The sequence below is a fragment of the Pantoea sp. Ft-CA_14 genome, from assembly GCF_024520875.1.
GTDB classification, from domain to species: domain Bacteria; phylum Pseudomonadota; class Gammaproteobacteria; order Enterobacterales; family Enterobacteriaceae; genus Pantoea; species Pantoea agglomerans.
Genome location: NZ_JALNPM010000017.1, coordinates 48,013 through 70,975, shown reverse-complemented (window position 1 = coordinate 70,975; position 22,963 = coordinate 48,013). Strand labels below are relative to the sequence as shown.

The following is a 22,963-nucleotide window of genomic DNA, read 5'->3' as shown; positions in this document are numbered from 1 at the left end:
TTTTTGGGAAGGCGCGACAGGTACAAAAAAACAAGCCCCGGCCTCTGTGGGAGGTCGGGGCAAAGTGTCATACACATCAGTACCAGGCCACATTCAGGCCCAGGTCCGGGCTGAGAAAGGGCCGGCGACTACTTTTTGCCGCCTTTTTTCCCGGCTTCTGATGCTTTTTCACGATCGTTTTTGAAATTTCCGCCGCCGCTACTCTGGCCGCCTTTCTTACCGGCTTCAGACGCTTTTTGCGGATTATCTGCGAAATTACCTGAACCACCACGATGCTCTGCCATAACTTACTCCGTTAATAGATTCATTCAGGACTACATAATGTGGTTGCTGCTCCCTGAGACTTCGCAAAGACACTTAACTTCCCTGCAGTGACAGGATTAAGTGTAGAGGGTGCGCCTGAACCGGCAAGCGTAACGCGGGGGATTTATCTCATTGAAAAATATAATTAAATCTTTCTATGCCTGCCTGTAATTCATTCACTTTCAGTGAGTTATAATATTTAACAGGCGGTAAAACCCTTACCGGTAGGCTTAAATTTAAGTCATGACCTGAATAGTAAGGAATCGGTGAGACTTACCCATAAAAGCTCAACAAGCGCTAATCAAACAAGGGTTTTATTGCGGGGTGATGATTCCAGTCAAAATAAAAAAAGTGAAAAAAAGATAAAAAAAACCCCCACCATCATGGCGGGGGAAGACAGGGATGTGTCTATGGCAAGGAAAACAGGGATACTATGTTACTGGTTACTGCTGGTACTACTCACTGCCTGCAGCGATGACGCTGACTGCAAATTCGAAAACTGTCGCAGCTCATTAAGTCGCCGCTGGTAATTCTGCTGTAACGCCGACTGCTGGGCTGGCGTTAGCAGCTGGAACATTTGATTCTGTACGCGCGCCATCTCGACCTGCTGTTCAACCTGAACTCTGGCGATCACTTCCGCCTTCTCGCGGATGGCCGCTTCGTTAAACTGGTCTGCAGTCACTAACTCATGTAGTGCTGCGATATCGTCAATATGGACAACCGGGCGCTCATGTCGGGCCTGTTGCATCAGGTCACGCATCTGCTGACGTTGCTCTTCAGTCAGCTCGATGCCATCGAACATGTGGCTTTGCGGATTTTGCGTCATACTGCCTGTCGGCAATCCGCCATGATGCATCTCGTCAATCGTCGTCGCATCTTTAGCACCTGCGCTGGCGACACTCAGAGCCATCGCTGAGGCAAGGACGACGGCGGTTAATTTGCGCATCGTGTACTCCAGTTCGTTCCGTTTTGCGATTCAACGAGAGCCAGTGTACGGCGACAGCTGCAAACATCCGTCAGGGGGTGTAAAACTACGTAAAGCGATGGATAGGTGCGCCAGGAACACGGTATTTTGCCTGCGGAGGGCTACAAAAATGAATAAAATCCTGTTGGTAGATGACGATCGCGAATTAACTTCGCTTTTAAAAGAACTGTTAGAAATGGAAGGGTTTGAAGTGGTGGTAGCCAGCGATGGTGAACAAGCGCTGAACCTGCTCGATAACTCAATTGATCTGCTTTTACTGGATGTCATGATGCCGAAGAAAAACGGTATCGACACCCTGAAAGAACTGCGTCAGCAACATCAAACCCCCGTCATCATGCTAACGGCGCGCGGCAGCGAGCTGGATCGCGTACTGGGCCTCGAACTGGGCGCAGATGACTATCTGCCTAAGCCGTTTAACGATCGTGAACTGGTGGCGCGTATCCGCGCTATTCTGCGGCGCTCAAACTGGAGTGAACAGCAGCAGCAACACGACAATAGCTCGCCTACGCTGGAAGTGGACTGCCTGCGTCTCAATCCCGGCCGTCAGGAGGCCAGTTTTGATGATGTGACGCTGGATTTGACCGGCACGGAGTTCACCCTGCTCTATCTGCTTGCGCAGCATCTGGGCCAGGTGGTGTCGCGTGAGCACCTGAGTCAGGAAGTGCTGGGCAAACGCCTGACGCCTTTTGACCGCGCTATTGATATGCATATCTCCAATCTGCGTCGCAAGCTGCCTGAACGCCGTGACGGCCATCCCTGGTTCAAAACCTTACGTGGCCGCGGCTATCTGATGGTTTCGGCATCATGATTGGAAGTCTGACCACCCGTATCTTCGCCATCTTCTGGTTGACGCTGGCGCTGGTGTTGATGCTGGTGCTAATGGTGCCCAAGCTCGATTCACGACAGATGACCTCGCTGCTGGAGAGTGAACAGCGGCAGGGCATCATGATTGAGCAACACGTCGAAGCAGAGCTGTCACAGGATCCCCCTAACGATCTGATGTGGTGGCGTCGTCTGTTTCGGGCAGTGGAAAAGTGGGCACCGCCGGGTCAGCGGCTGCTGTTAGTCACCAGTGAAGGTCGGGTGATCGGCGCGCAACATAACGAAATGCAGGTTATCCGCAATTTTATCGGCCAGTCTGACAATGCCGATCATCCGCAGAAGAAGAAATATGGTCGTGTTGAGCTGGTAGGGCCTTTCGCCGTTCGGGATGGCGAAGATAACTACCAGCTTTACATGATTCGTCCCGCCAACAGTTCCCAGCTCGATTTCGTGAATCTGCTGTTTGACCGTCCCCTGTTACTGCTTATCGTCACCATGCTCATCAGCTCCCCGCTGCTGCTCTGGCTGGCCTGGAGCCTGGCACGTCCGGCACGTAAGCTGAAATATGCTGCCGACGAAGTCGCAAGCGGAAACCTGCGTCAGCATCCGGAACTGGAATCGGGCCCACAGGAGTTTCTGGCGGCGGGTTCCAGCTTTAACCAGATGGTCAGTGCGCTGGAGCGGATGATGACCGGTCAGCAACGTCTGTTATCAGATATCAGCCATGAGCTTCGTACCCCGCTCACCCGCTTGCAACTGGCTACCGCGCTGCTGCGTCGGCGCCAGGGTGAAGGCAAAGAGCTGGGCCGCATTGAGATGGAAGCACAGCGTCTTGATGGCATGATTAACGATCTGCTGGTGCTGTCGCGCACCCAGCATAAAAATGCGCTGGTCAGCGAAGCGATGAAGGCGAATCAGTTGTGGAATGGGGTGCTGGAAGATGCCCGCTTCGAAGCGGAGCAGATGGGCAAGAAGATGGATATCCCCTATCCGCCTGGCCCGTGGCCGCTTTATGGTAACCCCCATGCGCTGGAGAGTGCGCTGGAAAATATCGTACGCAATGCGCTGCGCTATTCACACACCCATATCAGCGTCAGCTTCTCCGTCGATATTTCCGGCATCACGGTACACGTTGATGACGATGGTCCAGGCGTGAGTCCGGAAGATCGTGAACAGATTTTCCGGCCTTTCTACCGTACCGATGAAGCACGCGATCGCGAATCAGGCGGCACCGGTCTTGGCCTGGCGATTGTTGAAACGGCAGTGCAGCAACATCGCGGCTGGGTTAAAGCGGATGACAGCCCATTGGGCGGCCTGCGTCTGACCCTCTGGTTGCCGCTCTACTCCTCCGCTCGTCAATAATTTGTTATGCTTCGGCCCCTGTCATCGGGGGCCTTATGCTTAACATTGTCTTGTTTGAACCAGAAATTCCGCCGAATACCGGCAATATCATCCGCCTGTGTGCCAATACTGGCTTTCAGCTTCATCTGATTCAGCCGCTTGGTTTTGCCTGGGATGACAAGCGTTTACGCCGCGCCGGGCTGGATTACCACGAATTTACTGCCATTAAATTCCACGCCGACTATCAGGCGTTTATCGCCTCAGAGTCGCCTGAGCGTCTGTTTGCGCTGACGACCAAAGGTACGCCCGCACACAGTGCCGTAGCGTATCAGGCTGGCGATTATCTGCTGTTTGGCCCGGAGAGCCGTGGACTTCCGGCTGAGATCTTAGCGGCGTTACCGGCTCAGCAGAAAATCCGTATCCCGATGAAAGCGGAAAGCCGCAGTATGAATTTGTCGAACGCCGTATCGGTGGTGGTCTATGAAGCGTGGCGCCAGCTTGATTATGCGGGCGCGCTGATTAAAGACTAGATGCCGTCGCCAAACTGAAAACCCGCCAGGCTGCCATTAAAGTGCTGATCCATATCCATCGACGGCTTTTCACTGCCTGGCTTACCAACGATTCGCGCGGGTACGCCTGCTGCAGTGGTGTGCGGCGGCACGGGCTGTAACACCACGGAACCGGCACCGATTTTGGCTCCCTTGCCAACTTCAATATTGCCCAGGACTTTCGCACCGGCACCAATCATCACCCCTTCACGGATTTTCGGGTGACGATCGCCGCTGGTTTTGCCGGTTCCGCCCAGCGTAACCGATTGCAGGATCGAGACATCATTCTCAACCACGGCGGTTTCACCAATCACAATGCCTGTGGCATGGTCGAGCATGATGCCGTGGCCGATGTTGGCGGCGGGATGAATATCGACGGCAAAGGAGACGGAGATTTCATTCTGCAGATAAACCGCCAGCGCGCGCCGGCCTTCATTCCACAGCCAGTGGCCAATGCGGTAGGCCTGTAAGGCGTGAAAACCTTTGAGGTAGAGCAGCGGCGTGGAGTATTTATCGACTGCCGGGTCACGCTGGCGCACCGCCTGAATATCGTACGCCGCTGACATAATCATCGACGGATCTTCACGGTAGGCTTCTTCAACGATTTCACGAATGGCGATGGCGGGCATAATCGGGTTAGCCAGCTTGTTGGCCAGCATATAACTCAGTGCGCTACCGAGATTTTCATGCTTGAGCAATGTCGCGTGGAAGAAGCTGGCCAGCATCGGCTCACAATCAGCCAGGGCGCGCGCTTCTGCTTTGATATTATTCCAGACCAGTTCTAACTCATCAGACGACATTGCTGTTTTCTCCCGATAAAAAAAGCGCCTGAATGGGCGCTGCAGGTGATGATGCTACGCGTCCTGCGTTAGCCAGTGCTGTTTTCGTCCTTCCTTGTTCGTCCCAGCAGACTCAATGCTGCATCTCTCGCCGGTTTTTCGCAATACAGCACCTGATAAATCTGCTCGGTGATCGGCATTTCCACACCAAAACGGGCAGCCAATGCTTTGACTTCTTTGGTATTTCTGTAGCCTTCTACAACTTGTCCGATAATGCGTTGCGCGCTATCTACATCCTCGCCCTGGCCCAGCATCATGCCAAAACGACGGTTACGCGACTGATTATCGGTACAGGTCAGCACCAGATCGCCCAGACCCGCCATCCCCATAAAGGTGGTGGGATCGGCACCCAGCGCGGCGCCCAGCCGGCTCATTTCAGCCAGACCGCGGGTGATCAGTGCGGTACGCGCATTCGCGCCAAAACCAATCCCGTCAGAGATCCCGGCACCGATAGCAATCACGTTTTTTACCGCGCCGCCCAGCTGTACGCCGATGAAGTCAGGGTTGTTATAAACGCGGAAGCTCTTACCGCAGTGCAGCTTCTGCTGCAGATCCTCAGCAAACTGCGCATCCGTTGCGGCCAGCGCGATAGCCGTCGGTAATCCGGCTGCCAGCTCTTTCGCAAAGGTCGGTCCGGAGATTACAGCCAGCGGAATGTCATCGCCGACAATTTCCCGCGCCACATCCTGCAGCAGACGTCCGGTCTCTTTTTCCAGCCCTTTGGTCGCCCAGACAATACGCGAGTCTGACCGCAGATGAGGCTTGATCTGCTGCAGCACCTCGCCAAACACATGACTCGGCACCACGATCAATAAATCGCGGCTGGCAGCAATAGCTTTGGTCAGATCAGGTTCAAGAGAAAGATGGTCGGGGAACGGGACATCAGGCAGGAAAGCGGTGTTGCAACGGTCACTCTGAAGCTGCGCCAGATGCGCCGGGTTATGTCCCCACAACAGCACCGGATGGCCGTTGCGGGCCAGCGTAATCGCCAAAGCGGTGCCGTATGAACCGGCACCGATGACGCTAATCGAAGCGTGAGTTGTCATCAGGCATCCTGATGTGGTTCAGCACCTTCTTCACCTTGCTGCTGCTGCAGGTAGTTCATGAACAGCGCATCAAAGTTAACCGGTGCCAGGTTCAGCTGCGGGAAGGTACCACGTGATACCAGGCTGGTAATGCATTCGCGTGCGTACGGGAACAGGATGTTCGGGCAGTATGCGCCCAGGCAGTGTGCCATCTGCGTTCCTTCAATACCGCTGATGGTGAAAATACCGGCCTGCTGAACTTCACACAGGAAAGCGGTCTCTTCGCCCACGGTGGCGGTTACAGTCACACGAAGTACCACTTCGTAAACTTCGTCAGCCAGCTGAGAAGATGCAGTGTCCAGATCCAGTTTAACGTCCGGTTCCCACTCTTTCTGGAAAACCTGCGGTGCATTTGGCGCTTCAAAAGAGATGTCTTTGGTGAATACGCGCTGAATCTGGAATTGCATTTCGTTGGTGTTATGTTCTGACATGTGACCAAATCCTATGTATGAGATTGTCCGGCGTAAAATTACGCCTGCAGTAAGGGATCTAAACCTTCGCGATTATCGAGTGCGAATAAGTCGTCGCAGCCACCAATGTGCTGCGCATCAATAAAAATCTGAGGCACGGTGGTGCGGCCGCTACGCTTGATCATCTCTTCGCGTTTCGCCATGTCTCCATCAATGGGGATCTCCTGAAACGATACGCCTTTTTGCGTTAACAGCGCCTTCGCCCGATGGCAGTAAGGACAGGTCGCCTTGGTATACACTTCAACATTTGCCATGATCAGCACCTCTGTAAGATTATTTGCCGCGAACTAACGGCAGATTTTCGCCGCTCCAGCCACTGATACCATCTTTCAGCACTGAAACCCGCTCAAAGCCGGCCGCGCTGAGATGCGCAGCAGAATCACCCGCGCTTTGTCCGGTTGCACACACCACAATTATGGGCTGCGCTTTATGCTTTGCCAGTTCGTCGATGTTGCCTTTTTTAATCTCAGCGGCTGCGACATTCAGCGCACCTGAAATATGGCCTCTGCGGAAATCGTCGCGCGAACGCACGTCTACAACTACCGCGTCCTCTTTGTTAATCAGGCGGGTTGCTTCACCGCGACTGATCGTTTTTACCTTAGAGAACATTCCTTTAACGGTAGTCACAATCACCAGAACGAGTAAAACGACCCATGCCAGACTCAGGATGGGGTGATTGCTTGCAAACTGCATAATTTCTTGCATGAGGGGTAACGACTCCAGACCGGGCTAATAAGCTAAAACAAGGGTTCTGAGTATACCTGCGCCACTTCGCATGTACAGATGCTATGCGGCCAGAGTATCGATTTGTGCTTCATTTTCCAAAAAAAGTGGCTGAATAGCAAAAATGGCGTAAGGCTTAATCCATGTCATTGTGAAAGTGGACATAACTGGAAAAGCAAATGCCAGTGGGGAGCACTGGTAAGCGGCGGTTCATCGTGGAATAATCATTGGCCTATGAAGGGAAAAACAACCGTTTCGCACACAAGGACCCGTCCCAACGGCGATAACCTGCCGTTGTTCACACACTTGTCCAGCCTCTCCCTTAGCCTGCTTTGTGCGGGGGCACTGTTATTGCCTGCCGCCGCCGTTAGTGCAGAAGACAGCAAATCTCAGCTGCAATCTATTCAGCAAAACATCGCTGAAAAAGAGAAAAGCGTTAAAGCGCAAAAGTTGCAGCGCAGCAAATTACTGGATCAGTTGCAGAGCCAGGAAAAAATCATCGCTCAGGCGAGCCGTCAGTTGCGTGACACCCGCAATAGCCTCAACGCCCTGAATGACGAAATCAAACAGCTTGCCACCTCCATCGCCCGCCTTGAAAAACAGCAAACCCAACAGGAAAACCTGCTTTCAGAGCAGCTTGATGCGGCGTTTCGTCAGGGTAAGCACAACGGTGTACAGCTGTTGATGGGCGGTGAAGAGAGTCAGCGCAGCGAGCGTATTCTGGCCTATTTCGGCTATCTGAATGCGGCGCGCCAGAAAAGTATCGAATCGCTGCAACAGACGCGTCAGGATTTGGCTCAGCAACGCGCCACGCTGGAGCAGAAGCAACAGCAGCAGAAAGGCTTATTAGCGCAGCAGCAGGGCCAGCAGCAGAAGCTGCAACAGGCGAGCGAAGCGCGGAAAAAAACCCTGACGACACTGGAAAGCGCGCTGGAAAAAGATCAGGCCGATCTGGTCGAGATGCGTCAGAACGAAAGCCGTCTGCAGGATAAGATCGCCCGTGCGGAACGCGAGGCGCGCGAGCGCGCCGCCCGTGAAGCGCGTGAGGCGGAAAAAGTGCGTCAGCGTCAGGCGCAGGCGAAAGCCAAAGGCTCCAGCTATCAGCCGACCCAGAGCGAACGCGAACTGGTGGCGCGCACCGGTGGACTTGGTCGCGCGGGCGGGCAGGCCTTGTGGCCGGTACGCGGACGCATTGAACATCGTTTTGGTGAACAGCTGCAGGGTGAACTGCGCTGGAAAGGACTGGTGATTGATGCGCGCGAAGGTACCGAGGTGAAAGCTATCGCCGATGGCCGCGTGCTGATGGCCGACTGGTTACAGGGCTACGGCCTGGTGGTCGTGCTGGAACATGGTAAAGGCGATATGAGCCTGTATGGCTACAACCAAAGTGCGCTGGTGAGCGTGGGTACGCAGGTGAAGGCAGGACAGCCTATCGCACTGGTGGGCACCAGTGGTGGCCGCGGTACTCCGTCGCTCTATTTTGAAATCCGACGTCAGGGACAGGCCGTCAATCCACTCCCGTGGTTAGGAAAATAGGTTTTGCTGCAACTTCGAAAAATCCCCGTTCTGTTGAGCACCCTGCTGTTGAGCTACGCTGCGCAGGCGGGCAAACTGGCCATTGTCATCGATGACGTAGGCTATCGCCCTGCCGAAGAGAACAAGGTCCTGCAGATGCCGCAGGCCATTTCAGTGGCGGTTTTGCCCAACGCGCCACATGCCCGTGAAATGGCCACCAAAGCGCACCAGAGTGGTCACGAAGTGTTGATCCATCTGCCCATGGCGCCGCTGAGCAAGCAGCCGCTGGAAAAAGATACCTTAACGCCGGAGATGAGCAGCGAAGAAGTTACCCGCATCATGCGCAATGCGGTTAACAACGTGCCTTATGCCGTAGGTCTGAACAACCATATGGGCAGCAGGATGACCTCCAGCCTGCCCGGCATGCAGAAAGTGATGCAGGCGCTGAACCACTACAATCTCTACTTTCTGGATAGCATGACCATCGCTAACAGTCAGGCTGTTCCTGCCGCACAGGGCACCCAGGTCAGGGTATTAAAACGCCGGGTATTTCTGGATGACAGCCAGGATATTAATGCCATCCGCCAGCAGTTCAGTCGGGCGGTGAAACTGGCGCAGCGCGACGGTTACGCCATTGCCATTGGTCATCCCCACCCTAACACCGTGCGGGTGCTGCAGCAGATGTTACCCACATTGCCAGCCGACGTTACGCTGGTTCGTCCCAGTCAGCTGCTGAACGAATCACTGCACAGCGGCTCACGGCCGCCTGTGTCGCCGGCAAAACCGGTGACACCGCGCTTCCAGCCTGCAGACCTGTGTAAGCCGAAACAGCCGCTGGCGCCGGTTCCTGCCACCCGAGCCTTAACGGTAATAGCGGAAAGTGTGAATAACAGCCCGCTGTTTAACACGCTAAAAAATCTGTTCTGAATTTGCTATGAATGCTAAGTGTTCAGCTTAGCGTTCATTTATACGCAGAAATTACTATAATCCTGGGTCGGGCAATAACAGGCTGTGCAGGAACAGTGATAGGGATGACGATTATTAAACAAAAAATCCTGCTGCTGGATAACGGCAGAGAGTGGGGCGGCGGCACCAACAGTATGCTGGAGCTGTTGAAGCGTATCGATCGTCAAAAGTTTGATATCACCTGCTGCTTCTATCACAACTACAGCCGTGGCAACGACGAAACCATTGAGGCCACGCTGAATGCGCTGGCTATCCCGGTCTTTTTTATTCCGCAAATCACGCAACCACGCTGGGCAAAGTTTGTTAAAGAAGTCGCGCGGGCACTGCTGTTTTTCAATAAAAAGCTCAAGAAGCGCGCTATCGATGAAATTGATACACACTGGCGCATTATGCCCAACGCCAGCAAAATCAATTCACTGCTGCAGCTGGGGAAGTTTGACACGCTCTATATGAATAACCAGCCCAGCACCAATGTGGAAGGTTATCTGGCGGCGCGCAGCCTGGATGTTGCGGTAGTGCAACACTGCCGTATCGATCCGGTTCTGGAACCGCGGCTGGTCAGCATGGTCAATCAGGATTGCCAGGCGATCATTGCCGTGTCGCAGGGCGTGAATAACACCCTGCGCAGCCACGGGGTTGATGCGGAACGCTGTTTTACCGTCAATAACGCTATCGACATCCACCAGCCTCTGCCCGACCGCCTTGAAGTACGCCAGCGCTTTAAACTCTCCCCTTCGACTTTTGTGTTTGGCACGATCGGCTCGCTGATATTGCGTAAATCTAATCACCATATTCTGCAGGCACTGGGCCGTTTTAAACGTGCTAATCCCGATGCCGACTGGAAGATGGTGGTGGTCGGAGCGGGTCCGGAACTTCAGCATCTGCTGCAACTCGCTACCGCAGAGAACATCCAGCAGCATGTGGTCTTTACAGGCTTTCAGAACAACGCGCTGGATTACCTCACCGCCTTTGATGCGTTTATTCTTGCCTCACGCAGTGAGGGCTTACCAAGGGTTGTGCTGGAGGCGATGCTGGTGAATACCGCCGTAGTGGGATCCCGCGTGGTCGGCACTGCCGAATTGATCAGTCATGACGAAACCGGGCTGCTGTTTGATTATGGCAACGTGGTGCAACTGACCCAGCATCTGACCGCGCTGTGGCAGGATGCGGATTTACGTCAACGCCTGATCAATGCGGCAGCGAAACGCGTACGTGAACAGTACGCTATTGAAACTTATATCAGCGGCGTCGAGAATATTTTGCAAAGCGTCGTGGAAAAGAAACCTCATGCTTAATTTTTTAAATCCCCGTTATCGCCATATCAGGGCGAGTCATAACCTGCCTTATTCGCAAAAAGAGGTTCAGGGCACTGTACCGGTCACTTCTGTCGTGATCCCCTGCACCGGCGCGGACTTTATTGAAGAAGCCCTGCTCAGTGCCGATTTTGCGGCACGCTTTGCGACAGAGGCTGAAGAGATCGTAATTGTCAGCGATCAGCCGGCTCACGCCTTTGGCAGCCTGCCAGTAAAAACCCGCGTGGCGACGCTGGATGTCCCGCATCGGGAAGAGAGCTATCGCTACAAGCAGATCTATCGCAGTCGTTTGATTAAATTGCAGGCGCCCTTACAGGCAAAAGGCGACGGCATTCTGATGATCGATTCCGACCTCAATCTGCTTAAGATGCCCGAGATTATGATGAAGCCCGGCCATCTCTATTCCAGTTTTCGTCAGGGGAAAATGATTGCCAAGCTGGCTGATGCCCCGGAAGAGGCGATTCCCGCCTACTACCCGCACAGTATCCGGCCCTGGCTGGTGGATCACGTGAATGGGGCTTACCTGGCGGCCACCCGTGAGGTCTGGCAGCGCATTTCGCCGCTGTGGCTGACGCTGTTTAATGATACCTGGAATTTAATGAACGACAGCCAGCCGCCTACTGACCAGCTGCCGCTCGCGGTGTTGCTGGACATGCTGGATATTAAAACCGTCAATCTGGGCGAATGGGCTAACTGGCCGGTCTCAAAGAAAATTGGCGGTCAGTCGGCGGTGATCCCGCCTGAAGTGGTAGGCGCACATGGCGGCTTTCCGCTGTCGGAATGGCAAAAATACCTCGCCGATCCGCAACAGCCGCTGAACTTTAAAGGCCAGGACTACACGCGCAAAGTGCGCTACCTGACCGATGAAGAGAAAAAACAAAGCTAATCATGCGGCCGCCCTGGCGGCCGTTGTTTTAATCCCAGCTCAGTATCACCTTTCCCGAGCGTCCAGAACGCATCTCATCAAAGCCCTGCTGGAAATCGTCGATTCCATAGCGATGGGTAATAACCGGCGTTAAATCAAGCCCGGACTGGATCAGCGCCGCCATTTTATACCAGGTTTCAAACATCTCCCGGCCATAAATGCCCTTGATAAAAAGCCCTTTGAAGATCACCTGGTTCCAGTCGATCGCCATTTCACCCGGCGGGATGCCCAGCAGTGCAATCCGCCCTCCGTGATTCATTACCTCCAGCAATGAACGGAAGGCAGGCGGTGCACCAGACATCTCCAGCCCGACATCGAATCCTTCTGTCATGCCCAGCGAGTGCATCACGTCTCGCAGATCCTCATTCGCCACATTGACCGCGCGCGTGACGCCCATTTTGCGCGCCAGTGACAGACGATACTCATTGATGTCCGTGATCACCACGTTACGTGCGCCGACATGGCGACAGACCGCGGCGGCCATGATGCCGATAGGACCCGCGCCGGAGATCAGTACATCCTCACCCACCAGATCGAACGATAGCGCGGTATGCACGGCGTTGCCAAATGGATCAAAGATTGCCGCCAGCTCATCGGAAATGTTGTCAGGAATTTTGAACGCATTGAAGGCCGGGATAACCAGATACTCTGCAAAACAGCCCTGCCGGTTAACGCCTACACCCATTGTGTTACGGCATAAATGCGTTCGCCCGGCACGGCAATTACGGCAATGTCCGCAGGTGATATGCCCCTCGCCCGAGACCCGATCGCCAATCGTAAAGCCTTTCACTTCCTGTCCTATCGCAACCACTTCCCCCACATATTCATGACCGACAATCATCGGTACCGGAATGGTTTTGCGCGACCAGTCATCCCAGTTGTAGATATGGACATCGGTACCGCAGATAGCGGTTTTGCGAATCTTAATCAGCAAATCGTTGTGGCCCGGCTCCGGAACTGGCGCATCGGTCACCATCCAGATGCCCGTTTCCTTCTTCAGTTTGGCGAGTGCTTTCATGACGGACTCCTCAGGCGATAACGCCCAGTTGTTTGCCGATACGGGTAAAGGCCGCCACCGCACGTTCCAGCTGTTGCTGGGTATGCGCCGCAGAGATTTGGGTGCGAATGCGTGCCTGACCTTTTGGCACCACCGGATAGAAGAAGCCGGTAACGTAGATGCCTTCCTGTTGCAGCAGGCGGGCGAACTCCTGGGCGACGCTGGCTTCACCCAGCATCACCGGGATAATGGCGTGATCGGCTCCCGCCAGCGTAAAGCCCGCCGCCGTCATCTGCTCCCGGAAGTAACGGGCGTTGTCCCACAGACGCTGACGCAGCCCGTCGCCTTCGCTGAGCAGATCCAGCACCCGCAGCGAGGCGGCAACAATGGCCGGGGCCAGCGAGTTAGAGAACAGATAGGGACGGGAACGCTGGCGCAGCCACTCCACCACTTCTGCTTTTGCTGCGGTGTAGCCACCGGAGGCGCCACCCAGCGCTTTACCCAGCGTGCCGGTAATGATGTCGACCCGGCCCATCACATCGCAATATTCATGGGTTCCGCGTCCGGCGTTCCCGACAAAGCCCACCGCATGGGAATCATCCACCATCACCAGCGCAGAGAACTCGTCGGCCAGATCGCAGATAGCGGGCAGATTCGCAATTACCCCATCCATTGAGAAGACCCCATCGGTGGCGATCAGAATATGACGCGCGCCTTTAGCGCGCGCTTCCTGCAAGCAGGCGCGCAGCTGCGCCATATCGTTATTGGCATAGCGGTAACGCTGCGCTTTGCACAGCCGGACGCCATCGATAATGGAAGCGTGGTTCAGCGCATCAGAGATGACGGCATCCTGCGCATCAAGCAGGGTTTCAAACAGGCCGCCATTGGCATCGAAACAGGAGGAGTAAAGAATGGCATCCTCCATGCCGAGAAAGTCTGCCAGCCGCTTTTCCAGCTGCTTATGACTATCCTGCGTGCCGCAAATAAAGCGCACCGACGCCATACCAAAACCATGCGAATCCATCCCCTCTTTCGCCGCCTGAATCAGCGCCGGATGGTTCGCTAAACCTAAGTAGTTATTGGCACAGAAGTTAATCACCGCCGGAGCGCCGCCAACCACGATCTCCGTCTGCTGGGCAGAGGTGATGATCCGCTCCTGTTTAAACAGTCCTTCCTGACGTGCATCATCAAGTTGCTGACGAAGTTGTTGATAAAATTGCGCAGGCATCATTGCTCTCCTCAGATGGCAAAAATCTGGCATATCTTACTGAACAGGCCGCTTCTTCACGATAAATCGCCCAACAGAATGTCATTTTTGCAGCATAGTTCACGCCGCAAGGATGTACGCACAAAGCGTTACAGAGTCATCTGGCTGTCTGCACCCTGATGAAATGTTATGATGTGAGGTATTCGTGTGTGAAACCTCCTGTTTCACCCCACAACGTTGAAGGTAACAACATGATTATCGTAACTGGCGGCGCAGGAATGATTGGCAGCAACATCGTCAAAGCGCTGAACGATCGCGGTCACACCGACATTCTGGTGGTGGATAATCTGAAGGATGGCACCAAGTTTGCCAATTTAGTCGACCTGGATATCGTCGATTACATGGACAAAGAAGAGTTCCTGATGAGCGTGATGGCGGGCGATGATTTAGGCCCGATCGAAGCGGTGTTCCATCAGGGCGCCTGCTCCTCCACCACCGAGTGGGATGGCAAGTACATGATGGAGAACAACTATCAGTACTCCAAAGAGCTGCTGCACTTCTGTCTTGAGCGCGAGATCCCGTTCCTCTACGCTTCTTCCGCAGCGACCTACGGCGGACGCAACGAGAATTTCATTGAAGAGCGTCAGTATGAGCAGCCGCTTAATGTTTATGGCTACTCCAAGATGCTGTTCGACCATTACGTCCGTCAGATGCTGCCGGAAGCGAACTCGCCGGTATGCGGCTTCCGCTATTTCAACGTCTATGGACCGCGTGAAGGCCACAAGGGCAGCATGGCAAGCGTTGCCTTCCATCTGAACACGCAGATCAGCAACGATGAAAATCCAAAACTGTTTGAAGGCAGCGACGGCTTTAAACGTGATTTCATCCACGTTGATGATGTTGCGGAAGTGAACCTGTGGTGCTGGGAAAATGGCGTCTCCGGGATTTACAACTGTGGCACAGGCCGCGCCGAGTCCTTCCAGGAAGTGGCTGACGCAGTACTGAAGTTCCACCAGAAAGGTCAGATCGAGTACATCCCGTTCCCGGAAAAACTCAAAGGACGGTACCAGGCCTATACTCAGGCCGATCTCACTAAGCTGCGTGCGGCCGGCTACGACAAGCCATTTAAAACGGTGGCGCAGGGCGTCGCTGACTATATGGTCTGGCTGAACCGTAACGCATAAAGGAAGCTGCTCCGGCGATGAAAATTCTGGTAATCGGCCCGTCGTGGGTCGGCGATATGATGATGTCGCAAAGTCTCTATCGCACCCTCAAGGCCGAACATCCCGATGCGGTGATTGACGTGATGGCACCTGCATGGTGCCGTCCGTTGTTGTCACGCATGCCGGAGGTGAATCAGGCGCTGGCGATGCCGCTTGGGCATGGCGCACTGGAAATCGGTGAGCGTCGCCGGTTGGGCAAAGTGCTGCGCGCCAGTCACTACGACCGTGCTTATGTGCTGCCTAACTCCTTCAAGTCGGCGCTGGTCCCCTTCTTTGCCGGAATAAAACGCCGCGTCGGCTGGCGCGGTGAAATGCGCTATGGCCTGCTGAATGATTTGCGGGTGCTGGATAAAGCCGCGTTTCCGCTGATGGTTGAGCGCTACGTTGCGCTGGGCTACGACACACCTGTTGCTTCGGCGGCGCAGCTGCCACAGCCGCTGTTGTGGCCAAAACTGCAGGTTGAAGAGCAGGAAAAAATTGAAACGGCCGCACAGTTTCAGCTCGCCGCGACCCGTCCGGTCATCGGTTTTTGTCCGGGCGCTGAATTTGGTCCGGCCAAACGCTGGCCGCACTATCACTACGCCACGCTGGCCCGCCAGTTGATTGCTGAAGGCTTTCAGATCGTGCTGTTTGGCTCCGCCAAAGATCGCCCGACCGGCGAAGAGATTATCGCGACGCTGCCCGAAGAGGCTCGCGGCCACTGCCGTAATCTGGCGGGTGAAACTCAGCTGGAACAGGCGGTGATTTTGCTGGCGCAATGCCGTGCCGTGGTCAGCAACGACTCCGGCCTGATGCATATCGCCGCGGCGCTGGATCGTCCACTGGTGGCGCTCTATGGACCAAGCAGCCCTGACTTTACGCCGCCGCTGGCAAAGCAGGCGCGAATTATTCGCCTGATTACCGGCTATCATAAAGTGCGCAAAGGCGATGCCGAACAGGGCTATCACCAGAGCCTGATCGATATTCAGCCTGAACGTGTACATCAGACGCTGAGCGAACTGCTCGCGCCACAGGAGGTGCCATGCACGTCCTGATTGTTAAAACTTCGTCAATGGGCGATGTGCTGCATTCGCTCCCGGCACTGACCGATGCAATTCATGCCATTCCCGGCATCCGTTTCGACTGGGTAGTGGAAGAGAATTTCGCACAGATCCCTGGCTGGCATCCCGCAGTAGATAAGGTGTTACCGGTTGCGATTCGCCGCTGGCGCAAACACTGGTTTGGCAGTCAGCAGCGTGAAGAGCGCGTGCTGTTTAAGCGCGCGTTACAGTCACGTGAGTACGATATCGTGATTGATGCACAGGGCCTGATCAAAAGTGCCGCGCTGGTCACCCGCTTATCGAAAGGGGTGAAACATGGGCAGGACAGCCGTAGCGCGCGTGAGCCGTTCGCCAGCTGGTGGTATGACATCCGCCATGAGGTCAGTAAGCGACAGCACGCGGTTGAGCGGACGCGCGAACTGTTCGCCAAAAGCCTGGGCTATGAAAAGCCGCAAAGTCAGGGTGACTACGCGATTGCCGGACACTTCCTGCATCATCTGCCCGCTGACGCACATCATTACCTGGTCTTTCTGCATGCCACAACGCGTGACAACAAGCACTGGCCGGAATCACACTGGCGAGAGCTGATTGAGCAGATGCAGCCCAGCGGGTTGCGGGTGAAATTGCCCTGGGGTGCTGAACATGAGCATCAGCGTGCGCAGCGCCTTGCAGAAGGATTTGAGCATGTCGATGTGCTGCCTAAGCTGACGCTGGAAGCGATAGCACAACAGCTGGCGGGCGCACGGGCGGTGGTCTCAGTGGATACCGGATTGAGCCATCTGACGGCGGCACTGGATCGCCCTAACCTCACGCTGTATGGTCCGACCGATCCTGGATTGATTGGCGGTTACGGGCAGAACCAACAGGCACTGAGCGCCCCGAATCATAACCTGGCAGAGCTGACTGCTGACACGGTGGCAGAGAAACTGCAGGCCGTTATTACGGAAAACATGCCATGAACTATGTGCTGATCTACCTGCTGTTGCTGCCTTTCCGGGCCATAATGCGGCTGTTTTACCGGCCAACCGGACGCAGCCTGATCATCCAGACGGCGAAGATTGGTGATTTTATTAATATCACCCCGATGCTGCGCGCACTGGGTCAGTCTGAGTTGCTGATCAGCAAAGCGGTGGAGCCGCTGGCGCGTCACGATGACACGGTCAGCCGCTATTTCCTGATTGAAGAGGCGAAGCGCAGCTTTTTTGCCAAACTGAAGCTCGCGTTCACTCTGATGAACCGCTATGACAACGTCTATCTGGTGCAGCCAAACAGCGTGAACCTGTTTTTCGCCGCGCTCTGCAACGCACCGAACAAGCAGTTTCTGCGCACCTATGTGCGTAAGTCCTACCATAAGACCTTCTATCGCAGCGCCAGCGGTATTGTCGACCACACCAAAACGGATTTAACGCTCGACAGCTACCTGAAGCTGATTAATCGTGACTACCGCAACACCGATTTCCCTAAGCATGCGACCTCACCGCTCTGGCAGCCGCCTGCGCCGCCCGCCGCGCTGCTTAATCCGCGCAGCGGTATTAAAATTGGCATCAGTATTTCTGCCGGAAATCGGGCTAAAACCATTCCTGCCAGCATCTGGCAGCAGCTGATGGCGTCACTGGCTGACCTGCCCTGCACCTTTTATGTGTTTGGCCCACCGGCTGAGCAGCCGTGGCTGGATGAGTTACTGAGCCTGACCGGCCCGAAAGACAATATCGTCAGTCTGATTGGTGAGCTAAAACTGGAAGAGGTTCCGTGGGCCATTGCACAGATGGATTTCTACATCTCCTCTGACTCTGGCAATGCTTATATTGCGGATGCGCAGCAGATACCGGTGATCATGCTTTATGGCCCGTGTGAAGTCCGGGAACAGCGTCCGGTCAATAACGTTTTGTTTATCGGACCGGATAATATTGCTGCGTCGACGTTCGTTTTTGCCACCCGTTTTCAGTTTGATCAGCCTGCTGAAAAATTATTCGGGCTGGATCACGATAAACTGACTAGAATACAAACGTTTATTACTCATAATCTGGAATAGTGAAGCGTAATGGCAATTACCCCTCTTGCTGAGGCCGTTCAGCAAAGTCAGCTGCTGGTTAACACGCTTGCTGACACGGATGATAATCCGGTTCATGTTGCGTTTGGCATCAACTACGCCTACGCGCGTGGCCTGGGCATTACGTTGTTTTCACTTCTCAGCCATCATCCTGATACCGCTTTCCACGCCCATGTTTTTTCAGACTCGCTTTGCGAAGAGGATGTGGAAAAACTGCGTTCACTGGCCACGGGCCATCGTCTGGCGATCACGCTGCATATCTTTAACCGTGCCTGGGTTGATCAGCTGCCTGCGGTCGGACGCTATCCCAAAAGTATCCACTACCGTTTCCTGATCCCGGAAACCGTGGCGAGCTACAGCGATCGGGTGATCTATATTGATGCTGACACCCTGGTGGTGGGCGACTACTCTCCCCTGTTCACGCTGGATATCACTGATTACACGCTGGCGGCCTGTAATGACACACCGCGAGCGCGACATAACCAGTGCGCAAGGCTGGGGCTGAAGCATCACCACTATTTCAACTCCGGTTTTATGCTGATTAATATTCCACGCTGGCTCGAAAGGCAGACCACCGCGCGCATTACCGACGTGCTGGTAACGCGGGGCGCAGAGTTTGGTTTTCCCGATCAGGATGCGCTGAATATCGTGCTGGAGGATGAGGTCCTGATCCTGCCAGACCGCTATAACCACATTTATGACATCATCGCCAATAAAGTATGGGATCACACGGGCGTGCCAGAAGAGACGGTGATGATTCACTACACCGGTAAATGCAAACCCTGGCATGCATGGGCTGGCAGCGATCTTTCCCACCGCTACTACAGCTATTACCAGCGCTCACCCTGGGCTTCACAACCGCTTGATACGCCAAAGCATTATAAAGAGATGAAGCGATTCGCCCGCGTAAAATGGCATCAGAAACAGTATGCTGAAAGCCTGAACTGGATGATGAAGTATGTCAGTCTCAAGTTTTTTAAGCAGAGTGAGCAATAACACACTCAGGTTTATCAGATTGATGCGGGCGCTGTTATTTCAGCGCCTGACTTTCCCGTCATTTATCCCGCCGGCTATTTGCCACGACCTCTGTAATAACGACGCTGACAGCAAGCCGGCATAATAATCTGTTTACCTGCACGGCCACATTGCGTAAAAAAAGCGCATATAGCGCATTATTGTTGTCGGGCGTGGTTTTTAGTAAAGCAGGGATGCAACATCGTTTTATAATTGTGAACTCCCTGATTTCACTCTGCTGATTTGGAAATGATTTATGACGAGGCAACGCCCTTTCGCAGTGAATACAATGCTGGTGCAGATATTGTCATGAGTACTTCTCCTCTGCTGAGTATCATTACCCCGATGTACAATGCGGGCAGCATGTTTGATGAGTTCATGCAGTCACTGCTGGCGCAGACGCTGACTCTGCTTGAGATCATTATCGTCGATGACGGTTCAACCGATGGCTCAGGCGAGCGCGCCGATCAGTATGCACAGCAGCATTCTTACATTCGTGTGATTCATCAGGAAAATGGCGGCGTCTCGCGCGCCCGTAACGCCGGGCTGGCGATTGCCCGCGGGAAATATGTCACCTTCCCTGATGCGGATGACACCATGCAACCCGATATGTATCAGACGCTGGTGACGCTGGCGGAGGCAGATAATCTGGATGCGGCACAGTGCAACGCCGAGTGGTTTTTCAAACACAGCCAGCGGGTAAAGCCGCTGATTCCGCTGGATCGCCTGCGCAGCACGCCGGTACTGAGCGGTGCCGACTGGCTGAATACCGCACTGAAAACCCATCGTTATATGCATGTGGTCTGGCTGGGCATCTATCGCCGGGAACTGATTGAGCAGCATCAGTTGCAGTTTGAACCCGGCCTGCATCATCAGGATATTCCCTGGACCACCGAGTTTATGCTGCTGGCAAAACGCGTGCGTTATACCGAAGCGGTACTCTATCGCTACTATATGCACGACGCCTCAATCAGCAATCGCAAACGTACCGGCGAGCGCAACGTAGAGTATCAGCGTCACTACATGAAGATTGCGCGACTGCTGGAAGAGCTCAATGACCGCTATCGTGACCGCGTGAAGATCTACCCGTCGTTTCACTATCAGGTGACCCATGAAGCGCTCAGCGTTTGCCACAGTGTAAGACGTGAGCCTGACGCCCGCGCACGCCAGGCAATCATTGCCGAGCTGTTCGCCACCCGGACACACCTGCGCATGTTACGCAACGCCCGGGGAATTAAGCAGTGGTATCAGTTGCTGTTGTGGCTGGCCCGGCTCTATCGCTGGCGTGATAAATAACCTTTGAGGCTGGCTTTATCCTAAAAAGGGTTTGCCCTACAATCGGTTCACTGAATTCTGAGAACTCTTGTTTATGGCCAGCCTGACTCCAGCAAACATCTCTCCAAAAAATATATTACTGATTAAGCTGCGCCATCATGGTGACATGCTGCTCACAACGCCCGCCATCAATGCGCTTCATGAGCGTTATCCGCAGGCCAGCATCGACGTGTTGCTCTATCAGGAGACGCGTCCGATGCTGGAAGCGCATCCGGCTATCCGCCATTTGCACGTCATCGATCGTAAATGGAAGCAGGAGGGCACCTTGCGCAAGCTGGGCCATGAGCGTGCATTAATTCGCGCCATACGTGCCGCCCATTATGATCTGGTGATTAATCTGGCCGATCAGTGGCGGGCTGCCCTGATTACGCGGCTCTCTGCGGCACCCGTTCGCATCGGTTTTGCCTATAAAAAACGTGATAACGTCCTGTGGCGATGGTGTCACAATCAGCTGGTCTCCACACACAATCACAGCAAGCTGCATACCGTTGAGCAGAATATGTCGGCGCTGGCACCCCTCGGCATCAGCAGCGACGGCGCACGTGTCTCAATGCACTACAGCGACGCTGACCAGCAAATTGTGCTGACCCGACTGGCAGAACACCAGGTAACCGCGCCCTATATTGTGGTGCAGCCGACCTCACGCTGGGGCTTTAAATGCTGGGAAGAGGAGAGCGTTGCTGCCACGCTCGATCAGCTGGCGCAGCCGGGCCGCAAAGTGGTGCTGACCGCCGGGCCGGACAAACAGGAGCTGGCAATGATCAACCGCATTCGGGCACTGTGTGCGTCGCCGGATGTGGTTTCGCTGGCCGGTCAGTTTACTCTGCCGCAGCTGGCGGCGCTTATCGATCATGCCCGGCTGTTTATTGGTGTCGACTCTGCACCAATGCACATGGCCGCCGCACTTGAAACGCCCTGTATTGCGCTGTTTGGCCCGACCAAGCTGCAGCACTGGCGGCCATGGGGCGACAATAATCATGTCATCTGGGCGGGGGATTATGGCCCGCTGCCCTCACCCGATTCCATCGACACCAAAACAGACCAGCGTTATCTGTCGGCCATTCCGGTGAAGGATGTGGTCGCGGCAGCGAGGAGCTATCTGAATGAGTAAGTTACGGCTGGCGATTGTCCGGCAGAAATATCGTCCGGATGGCGGTGCCGAGCGTTTTATCTCGCGCGCGCTGGAAGCGCTGGGCAGCGAGCAGCTCGATCTCAACATCATTACCCGCAGCTGGCAGGGCACACCCAATCCTGACTGGCATCTGCATATCTGTAATCCTGCAAAGCTGGGCCGGGTATCCCGTGAGCGCGGTTTTGCCCGTGCAGCACGCGCCTGCTGGGAGCGCGAAAAGTTCGATATTGTGCAAAGCCACGAGCGCATCGCGGGCTGTGATATTTTTCGCGCGGGTGATGGTGTTCATCGCGTCTGGCTGGAACAGCGCGCCCGCATCGTCTCATCGTGGCAACGACTGAGTGCTGTGCTCAGCCCTTATCATCGCTATGTCCTGCAGGCGGAAGCGGAGATGTTTAACTCTCCGACGCTGAAAGCGGTGATCTGTAATTCTGAGATGGTAAAGCGCGATATCCTGCGCTGTTTCTCGCTCGACGCCGGAAAAATCCACGTTATTCATAATGCTATCGATGCCAGCCGTTTCCAGCCCGCCACGGAAGCTGCACGTCGCGCCACCCGTCAGCAGCTGGCGCTGCCCGATGCGGCCACCGTACTGATTTATGTCGGCTCCGGCTTTGAACGCAAGGGGTTGAAAGCGGCGATACAGGCGCTAGCTGCCAGCGACCGTTATCTGATTGTGGTGGGTCAGGATAAGCAACTGCAGCGGTATCAGCAGCTGGCAAATCAGCTTAACTGTCTGGACCGCCTGCGCTTTGTCGGCGTACAGCAGGATGTGCAGCCGTTCTATCACGCGGCTGATGGCCTGCTGCTGCCCACCCTCTACGATCCTTTTCCTAATGTGGTACTGGAGGCGATGGCCTGCGGCTTACCGGTGATTACCAGTACTGGCTGCGGTGGCGCAGAATTTATTACCGCTGGTCAGGAAGGCTTCGTCTGTGATGCGTTGGATATCAACGGGTTAAATCAGGCTGTTAATGCATTACCGGCGCTTTCCGTCGATTCACGAATGGGTGACGCGGCGCGGCGCAAAATTGAACCTTATGGTCCACAACGGCTGGCGCAGGCGCTGACTTCGCTTTATCAGCAGGTCCTGAGCAGCAACTGACAATGTGGGATGAGTGCATGCGGGG

The 22,963-nt window shown here is 54.7% G+C and carries 24 protein-coding genes; 15 read left to right on the top strand and 9 right to left on the bottom strand.

The features are described from left to right. Positions 1 to 128: 128 nt before the first annotated feature. Both NR195_RS20750 and cpxP read right to left on the bottom strand, forming a co-directional pair. Entirely contained in the window at positions 129 to 284 is a 156-nt protein-coding gene (locus NR195_RS20750; protein WP_010258211.1) for a general stress protein, read from the bottom strand. A 455-nt stretch (positions 285 to 739) separates the two neighbouring features. Continuing rightward, a complete protein-coding gene (gene cpxP, locus NR195_RS20745; protein ID WP_010258214.1) occupies positions 740 to 1,249 on the bottom strand; it encodes a cell-envelope stress modulator CpxP in 510 nt (169 codons plus the stop codon). A 148-nt stretch (positions 1,250 to 1,397) separates the two neighbouring features. Between cpxP and cpxR the strand changes: the two genes are divergently transcribed. The 3 genes from cpxR to trmL are packed head-to-tail and all read left to right on the top strand — an operon-like array spanning position 1,398 to position 3,981. Further along, positions 1,398 to 2,096 carry an envelope stress response regulator transcription factor CpxR gene (cpxR, locus tag NR195_RS20740; RefSeq protein WP_009088062.1) on the top strand — a complete coding sequence of 233 codons (699 nt, stop codon included), beginning with the start codon at positions 1,398 to 1,400 and terminating at the stop codon, positions 2,094 to 2,096. Beyond that, complete coding sequence (cpxA, locus tag NR195_RS20735) at positions 2,093 to 3,472, top strand: envelope stress sensor histidine kinase CpxA (RefSeq protein WP_010258221.1); 1,380 nt, start codon at positions 2,093 to 2,095, stop codon at positions 3,470 to 3,472. Before cpxR ends, cpxA begins: the two co-directional genes overlap by 4 nt. 35 nt (positions 3,473 to 3,507) lie before the next feature. Next, complete coding sequence (trmL, locus tag NR195_RS20730; protein WP_010258223.1) at positions 3,508 to 3,981, top strand: tRNA (uridine(34)/cytosine(34)/5-carboxymethylaminomethyluridine(34)-2'-O)-methyltransferase TrmL; 474 nt, start codon at positions 3,508 to 3,510, stop codon at positions 3,979 to 3,981. On the opposite strand, the gene cysE is transcribed toward trmL, so the two are convergent. The 5 genes from cysE to NR195_RS20705 all read right to left on the bottom strand — a co-directional run bounded on the left by cysE (position 3,978) and on the right by NR195_RS20705 (position 7,098). Continuing rightward, positions 3,978 to 4,799 (bottom strand): serine O-acetyltransferase, encoded by an 822-nt coding sequence (cysE, locus tag NR195_RS20725; protein WP_010258225.1) that lies wholly within the window; start codon positions 4,797 to 4,799, stop codon positions 3,978 to 3,980. The two genes, trmL and cysE, sit on opposite strands and share 4 nt — an antisense overlap. Before the next feature lie 68 nt (positions 4,800 to 4,867). Further along, complete coding sequence (gpsA, locus tag NR195_RS20720) at positions 4,868 to 5,884, bottom strand: NAD(P)H-dependent glycerol-3-phosphate dehydrogenase (RefSeq protein ID WP_010258227.1); 1,017 nt, start codon at positions 5,882 to 5,884, stop codon at positions 4,868 to 4,870. Further along, the gene (gene secB, locus NR195_RS20715) at positions 5,884 to 6,354 is read right to left on the bottom strand and encodes a protein-export chaperone SecB (RefSeq protein ID WP_010258229.1); all 471 of its coding nucleotides are present in this window, start codon (positions 6,352 to 6,354) and stop codon (positions 5,884 to 5,886) included. The genes gpsA and secB overlap by 1 nt, the downstream gene beginning before the upstream one ends. A gap of 38 nt (positions 6,355 to 6,392) precedes the next feature. Continuing rightward, on the bottom strand, positions 6,393 to 6,647 hold the full coding sequence (grxC, locus tag NR195_RS20710) for a glutaredoxin 3 (protein WP_010258231.1): 255 nt from the start codon (positions 6,645 to 6,647) through the stop codon (positions 6,393 to 6,395). Positions 6,648 to 6,666: 19 nt separating this feature from the next. Beyond that, on the bottom strand, positions 6,667 to 7,098 hold the full coding sequence (locus NR195_RS20705; RefSeq protein WP_010258234.1) for a rhodanese-like domain-containing protein: 432 nt from the start codon (positions 7,096 to 7,098) through the stop codon (positions 6,667 to 6,669). A gap of 252 nt (positions 7,099 to 7,350) precedes the next feature. Here NR195_RS20705 and envC point away from each other — a divergent pair, with 252 nt between their 5' ends. The 4 genes from envC to NR195_RS20685 all read left to right on the top strand — a co-directional run bounded on the left by envC (position 7,351) and on the right by NR195_RS20685 (position 11,796). After that, a complete protein-coding gene (gene envC, locus NR195_RS20700) occupies positions 7,351 to 8,652 on the top strand; it encodes a murein hydrolase activator EnvC (protein WP_029519509.1) in 1,302 nt (433 codons plus the stop codon). A gap of 3 nt (positions 8,653 to 8,655) precedes the next feature. Beyond that, a complete protein-coding gene (locus NR195_RS20695) occupies positions 8,656 to 9,558 on the top strand; it encodes a divergent polysaccharide deacetylase family protein (protein ID WP_256844870.1) in 903 nt (300 codons plus the stop codon). A gap of 104 nt (positions 9,559 to 9,662) precedes the next feature. Further along, positions 9,663 to 10,892, top strand: a complete 1,230-nt coding sequence (locus NR195_RS20690; RefSeq protein WP_256844869.1) for a glycosyltransferase — start codon at positions 9,663 to 9,665, stop codon at positions 10,890 to 10,892. Next, positions 10,885 to 11,796 (top strand): hypothetical protein, encoded by a 912-nt coding sequence (locus tag NR195_RS20685; RefSeq protein ID WP_256844868.1) that lies wholly within the window; start codon positions 10,885 to 10,887, stop codon positions 11,794 to 11,796. The genes NR195_RS20690 and NR195_RS20685 overlap by 8 nt, the downstream gene beginning before the upstream one ends. Positions 11,797 to 11,824: 28 nt before the next feature. Here the strand turns inward: NR195_RS20685 and tdh are convergent, their stop codons facing one another. After that, complete coding sequence (tdh, locus tag NR195_RS20680; RefSeq protein ID WP_010258251.1) at positions 11,825 to 12,853, bottom strand: L-threonine 3-dehydrogenase; 1,029 nt, start codon at positions 12,851 to 12,853, stop codon at positions 11,825 to 11,827. 10 nt (positions 12,854 to 12,863) lie between these two features. Further along, on the bottom strand, positions 12,864 to 14,060 hold the full coding sequence (locus NR195_RS20675; RefSeq protein WP_187506113.1) for a glycine C-acetyltransferase: 1,197 nt from the start codon (positions 14,058 to 14,060) through the stop codon (positions 12,864 to 12,866). A 230-nt stretch (positions 14,061 to 14,290) separates the two neighbouring features. Here NR195_RS20675 and rfaD point away from each other — a divergent pair, with 230 nt between their 5' ends. The 8 genes from rfaD (at position 14,291) to NR195_RS20635 (ending at position 22,938) form a co-directional block, all read left to right on the top strand. Then, positions 14,291 to 15,223: an ADP-glyceromanno-heptose 6-epimerase gene (gene rfaD, locus NR195_RS20670; protein ID WP_010258257.1), complete on the top strand. Its 933-nt coding sequence runs from the start codon at positions 14,291 to 14,293 to the stop codon at positions 15,221 to 15,223. 17 nt (positions 15,224 to 15,240) lie between these two features. Beyond that, the gene (gene rfaF, locus NR195_RS20665) at positions 15,241 to 16,296 is read left to right on the top strand and encodes an ADP-heptose--LPS heptosyltransferase RfaF (RefSeq protein WP_187506086.1); all 1,056 of its coding nucleotides are present in this window, start codon (positions 15,241 to 15,243) and stop codon (positions 16,294 to 16,296) included. After that, a complete protein-coding gene (gene rfaC, locus NR195_RS20660) occupies positions 16,284 to 17,261 on the top strand; it encodes a lipopolysaccharide heptosyltransferase RfaC (protein ID WP_187506087.1) in 978 nt (325 codons plus the stop codon). The genes rfaF and rfaC overlap by 13 nt, the downstream gene beginning before the upstream one ends. Next, positions 17,258 to 18,334: a glycosyltransferase family 9 protein gene (locus tag NR195_RS20655; protein WP_187506088.1), complete on the top strand. Its 1,077-nt coding sequence runs from the start codon at positions 17,258 to 17,260 to the stop codon at positions 18,332 to 18,334. Before rfaC ends, NR195_RS20655 begins: the two co-directional genes overlap by 4 nt. Positions 18,335 to 18,343: 9 nt before the next feature. Further along, complete coding sequence (locus NR195_RS20650) at positions 18,344 to 19,348, top strand: glycosyltransferase family 8 protein (RefSeq protein WP_256844867.1); 1,005 nt, start codon at positions 18,344 to 18,346, stop codon at positions 19,346 to 19,348. Between the two features lie 327 nt (positions 19,349 to 19,675). Continuing rightward, positions 19,676 to 20,662 carry a glycosyltransferase gene (locus NR195_RS20645; RefSeq protein ID WP_242462069.1) on the top strand — a complete coding sequence of 329 codons (987 nt, stop codon included), beginning with the start codon at positions 19,676 to 19,678 and terminating at the stop codon, positions 20,660 to 20,662. Between the two features lie 73 nt (positions 20,663 to 20,735). Next, the gene (gene rfaQ / locus NR195_RS20640) at positions 20,736 to 21,812 is read left to right on the top strand and encodes a putative lipopolysaccharide heptosyltransferase III (protein ID WP_187506091.1); all 1,077 of its coding nucleotides are present in this window, start codon (positions 20,736 to 20,738) and stop codon (positions 21,810 to 21,812) included. Further along, positions 21,805 to 22,938: a glycosyltransferase family 4 protein gene (locus NR195_RS20635; protein WP_010258274.1), complete on the top strand. Its 1,134-nt coding sequence runs from the start codon at positions 21,805 to 21,807 to the stop codon at positions 22,936 to 22,938. The genes rfaQ and NR195_RS20635 overlap by 8 nt, the downstream gene beginning before the upstream one ends. Positions 22,939 to 22,963 lie beyond the last annotated feature (25 nt).

Excerpts from the sequence above, each read along its gene's own strand:
- tdh (WP_010258251.1), bottom strand. The coding sequence starts at position 12,853 with ATGAAAGCACTCGCCAAACTGAAGAAGGAAACGGGCATCTGGATGGTG.
- NR195_RS20705 (WP_010258234.1), bottom strand. The coding sequence starts at position 7,098 with ATGCAAGAAATTATGCAGTTTGCAAGCAATCACCCCATCCTGAGTCTG.
- cpxP (WP_010258214.1), bottom strand. The coding sequence starts at position 1,249 with ATGCGCAAATTAACCGCCGTCGTCCTTGCCTCAGCGATGGCTCTGAGT.
- NR195_RS20690 (WP_256844869.1), top strand. The coding sequence starts at position 9,663 with ATGACGATTATTAAACAAAAAATCCTGCTGCTGGATAACGGCAGAGAG.
- NR195_RS20675 (WP_187506113.1), bottom strand. The coding sequence starts at position 14,060 with ATGCCTGCGCAATTTTATCAACAACTTCGTCAGCAACTTGATGATGCA.
- NR195_RS20645 (WP_242462069.1), top strand. The coding sequence starts at position 19,676 with ATGAGTACTTCTCCTCTGCTGAGTATCATTACCCCGATGTACAATGCG.
- NR195_RS20655 (WP_187506088.1), top strand. The coding sequence starts at position 17,258 with ATGAACTATGTGCTGATCTACCTGCTGTTGCTGCCTTTCCGGGCCATA.
- envC (WP_029519509.1), top strand. The coding sequence starts at position 7,351 with ATGAAGGGAAAAACAACCGTTTCGCACACAAGGACCCGTCCCAACGGC.
- rfaD (WP_010258257.1), top strand. The coding sequence starts at position 14,291 with ATGATTATCGTAACTGGCGGCGCAGGAATGATTGGCAGCAACATCGTC.
- cysE (WP_010258225.1), bottom strand. The coding sequence starts at position 4,799 with ATGTCGTCTGATGAGTTAGAACTGGTCTGGAATAATATCAAAGCAGAA.
- cpxR (WP_009088062.1), top strand. The coding sequence starts at position 1,398 with ATGAATAAAATCCTGTTGGTAGATGACGATCGCGAATTAACTTCGCTT.
- cpxA (WP_010258221.1), top strand. The coding sequence starts at position 2,093 with ATGATTGGAAGTCTGACCACCCGTATCTTCGCCATCTTCTGGTTGACG.
- secB (WP_010258229.1), bottom strand. The coding sequence starts at position 6,354 with ATGTCAGAACATAACACCAACGAAATGCAATTCCAGATTCAGCGCGTA.
- gpsA (WP_010258227.1), bottom strand. The coding sequence starts at position 5,884 with ATGACAACTCACGCTTCGATTAGCGTCATCGGTGCCGGTTCATACGGC.
- grxC (WP_010258231.1), bottom strand. The coding sequence starts at position 6,647 with ATGGCAAATGTTGAAGTGTATACCAAGGCGACCTGTCCTTACTGCCAT.
- rfaF (WP_187506086.1), top strand. The coding sequence starts at position 15,241 with ATGAAAATTCTGGTAATCGGCCCGTCGTGGGTCGGCGATATGATGATG.
- rfaQ (WP_187506091.1), top strand. The coding sequence starts at position 20,736 with ATGGCCAGCCTGACTCCAGCAAACATCTCTCCAAAAAATATATTACTG.
- NR195_RS20635 (WP_010258274.1), top strand. The coding sequence starts at position 21,805 with ATGAGTAAGTTACGGCTGGCGATTGTCCGGCAGAAATATCGTCCGGAT.
- NR195_RS20685 (WP_256844868.1), top strand. The coding sequence starts at position 10,885 with ATGCTTAATTTTTTAAATCCCCGTTATCGCCATATCAGGGCGAGTCAT.
- NR195_RS20650 (WP_256844867.1), top strand. The coding sequence starts at position 18,344 with ATGGCAATTACCCCTCTTGCTGAGGCCGTTCAGCAAAGTCAGCTGCTG.
- trmL (WP_010258223.1), top strand. The coding sequence starts at position 3,508 with ATGCTTAACATTGTCTTGTTTGAACCAGAAATTCCGCCGAATACCGGC.
- rfaC (WP_187506087.1), top strand. The coding sequence starts at position 16,284 with ATGCACGTCCTGATTGTTAAAACTTCGTCAATGGGCGATGTGCTGCAT.
- NR195_RS20750 (WP_010258211.1), bottom strand. The coding sequence starts at position 284 with ATGGCAGAGCATCGTGGTGGTTCAGGTAATTTCGCAGATAATCCGCAA.